The organism is Azospirillum sp. B4 (assembly GCF_000333275.1).
GTDB lineage: Bacteria > Pseudomonadota > Alphaproteobacteria > Azospirillales > Azospirillaceae > Nitrospirillum.
The window spans coordinates 1-2,876 of sequence record NZ_BACU01000196.1; the positions used below are offsets into that span (position 1 = coordinate 1).

The following is a 2,876-nucleotide window of genomic DNA, read 5'->3' on the forward strand; positions in this document are numbered from 1 at the left end:
GTATTATTCGTCATAATAAATAGCATATGGTGGACCATGCCAAGTCTCGGCCTGACCAACGTTGGCGCTATACCACCGGCAACGGTTTCTGACGTGTTGCCGGTGGTGTCGGTGACGGTGGTCGCCAGGGCGTCCACTTGTGTCAGGGGCGTCTAATCGGTTGCGATCCGGCGTCCCAGGGACAAGGGCGGGTGACGGGGTGGTGTTCGCCCGCTATTAGGATGGCGATACCGGGAAGGAGGCCGTCCGAACGCGTCCACGAAACGTTTTCCGAAATGGCCAGGATTGGTGAATCCTGAAAGGCTGCTGATCTCGGCGATCGATTTGTTGCGGAAATTGGGATTGCTGAGAAGGGACCGGGCGAATTCCAGGCGCATCGCCATCAGTTCCTTGCTGAAACTCGTTCCCGACGCGGCGAAGAGCGCGTGCAGCGTGCGCTTCGAAATACCCTGCTGGTCAGCGAAGACCGTGGGGGTCAGTGTGTGATCGTGAAGCCGATCCCGCATGGCTTGACGCAGGCGGTTCACGGTCGCCTTCTGCCCCGTTCTCAACGGGGGGGATATTTGGCCCGCCGCCAGAATAAGAAGTGCTGCGACCTGGTCGGCGATTTCGCCGGGGGTCAACGGCAGGTGAGGCACCGTTTCGGGCGAAAGCTCCGCCAGGACACAGCAAAGAGCGCGCGCCCAACCGTTGCTGTCGCAGATGGGTTTTAGCGCCATCTCTTCCGGAAAGGGGGTCCGGGCGGTCAGCCATGCTCTTGGGAACGTAAGGACCTTGGCTTGTGTTATCGAATCATAACGCAGCAGATATCCCGCTGCGGTCTCCACCAGGATCCATTGGCCGGAATTCAGCGTGATGGTTGTTGAGCCCCTTCCGCTGGATATGGACGCGGCACCCTTTGCCACGTATAGCAGGAAAAAATCATCGATATGCTCATACCCTGGGGAGCGCTTCTGTCTTGTCAGGGTGTGTATTCCGACGGTCATTGAAAATAATAATGCTGGACCAATAGGAATTAAAGAGGCTGATCCTGTGAAATCGGCTTGTGTTGGGAAATCAATATGCAGTCCTGGGCGGAGTGACTGAATTTTTTTACGCCAAAAAGATTTTGCTTCGGCGAATTTCAATTCCCCTGTTGTGAAAGAAAAAGCCGCATTGGGCGCATAAGGTGGTGGCGCCATTTGAGTTCCCCTGGATTTAACTGTTAATTTCTTCCAGGGTACCTCTTAAGAAAATCGCGTTGCGGATTTGTTTTTGGGCTGATTGCTTTACGAGCGCACAAATTCTCACTTGCGCGTGCATAAGAAAGAACAACCCGGGAAGCGAGCTTCCCGGGTTGTTGTCCTGGAGTCGGTCGGTGCTGGCGGGTCCCGTCAGGCGGCGCGGGCCTCCACCAGGAACTTCTCGACGAGGCCGCGCATCTTCTCGGCCTCGCGGGCCATGGAGGTGGAGGCGGTCAGCACGTCGTGGGCGGAATGGCCGGTCTCATCCGCGGCGGTGGACACGCCCTGGATGTTCTGGGTGACGCTGTCGGCGCCGGCGGCCGCCTGCTGGACGTTGCGGGCGATCTCCTGCGTGGCGGCACCCTGCTCCTCCACCGCCGAGGCGATGGTGGTGGCGATGCTATTGATGTTCTCGATGGTGCCGGAGATGGCGCTGATGGCGGTCACCGCCTCGCGGGTGGCGCCCTGGACCTGGGCGATCTGGGTGCTGATCTCCTCCGTCGCCTTGGAGGTCTGGTTGGCCAGGCTCTTCACTTCCGAGGCGACGACGGCGAAGCCCTTGCCCGCTTCGCCAGCGCGGGCGGCCTCGATGGTGGCGTTGAGGGCCAGCAGGTTGGTCTGGCTGGCGATGTCGGTGATCAGCTTCACCACGTCGCCGATGCGCTGGGCGGTCTGTTCCAGGCCGGCGACGATGCTGCCGGTGTGGGTGGCCTGACGGACGGCGTCGCCGGCCACGGAGGCGGACTGGGCCACCTGGCGGCTGATTTCGCTGATGGAGGAACTCAGTTCCTCCGCCGCGGCGGCCACGGTCTGCACATTGGCCGAGGCCTCGACGGCGGCGGCGGCCACCGTGGCGGACTGGCGGGTGGTCTGCTCGGCCGAGGCGGACAGCGAACTGGCGGTGGCCTGCATCTCGGTGGCGGCGGAGGCGACGGCGCCGATGACGTCGCCGGCCTGCACGTCGAAGGTGCGGGTCAGGGTTTCCAGGGCGGCGGCGCGGGCGGCGCGGGCGGCCTGTTCCTTGGCCTGCTCAGCGCGCAGGCGTTCGGCCTCGCGGGCGTTGTCGCGGAAGACCAGGGCCGTCTTGGCGATATCGCCGACCTCGTCGCCGCGCTCGGCGCCGAAGACCTCGATGTCCAGGCGGCCGTGGGCCAGGTCCTGCAGGTTGCCGACGATGTGGCCGATGGGGGTCACCAGGCCGCGGCGGGCGATCAGCATGCCGACGACGATGCCGATGGCGATGCCGACCACGGCGACGATCACGATCATGAGGGTCAGTTCACGGGCCACCGTCTGCGCGTTCTGGGCCACGGTGGTGCCATCCTCATCCAGGGCTTCCTGCAACACCTTGATCTTGTTGGTCAGCGCGGTGGACGCGGCGCGGGACTGCGCCACCTCGTCCAGGATTTCCTGGCGCGCGGCCTCGTTCTTGAGATCGCTGTGCTTGCGGCTGGCTGCTGTCGTGGTGTCGAATTCCTTCTTGTAGGCGTCGAAGGCGACCTTGATCTCGGCCAGTATGGGGCGGTACTTCGCTTCCGCCTCCTGGTTCAACAGGCTCATGTTCTTGTTGAACTCATCCACCCGGCCGCCAACGTTCTTGACCACCTCTTCGGTATCTTTGGGGTCGGCGGCCATGCGGTATTCGCCGCGGTT

At 62.5% G+C, this 2,876-nt stretch carries 2 protein-coding genes; both read right to left on the reverse strand.

The window, feature by feature from the left end; genetic code table 11:
* Positions 1-152: 152 nt before the first annotated feature.
* Positions 153-1,181, reverse strand: coding sequence for an AraC family transcriptional regulator (locus tag I55_RS34275; RefSeq protein ID WP_083900958.1), 1,029 nt, complete (start codon positions 1,179-1,181; stop codon positions 153-155).
* A 192-nt stretch (positions 1,182-1,373) separates the two neighbouring features.
* Positions 1,374-2,876, reverse strand: a 1,503-nt coding sequence (locus I55_RS08780) for a methyl-accepting chemotaxis protein (RefSeq protein ID WP_307718700.1), incomplete at its 5' end; no start/stop codon positions are given.

Bases quoted from the DNA above. Each gene is read 5' to 3' on its own strand.
- I55_RS34275 (WP_083900958.1), bottom strand. From the start codon at position 1,181: ATGGCGCCACCACCTTATGCGCCCAATGCGGCTTTTTCTTTCACAACA.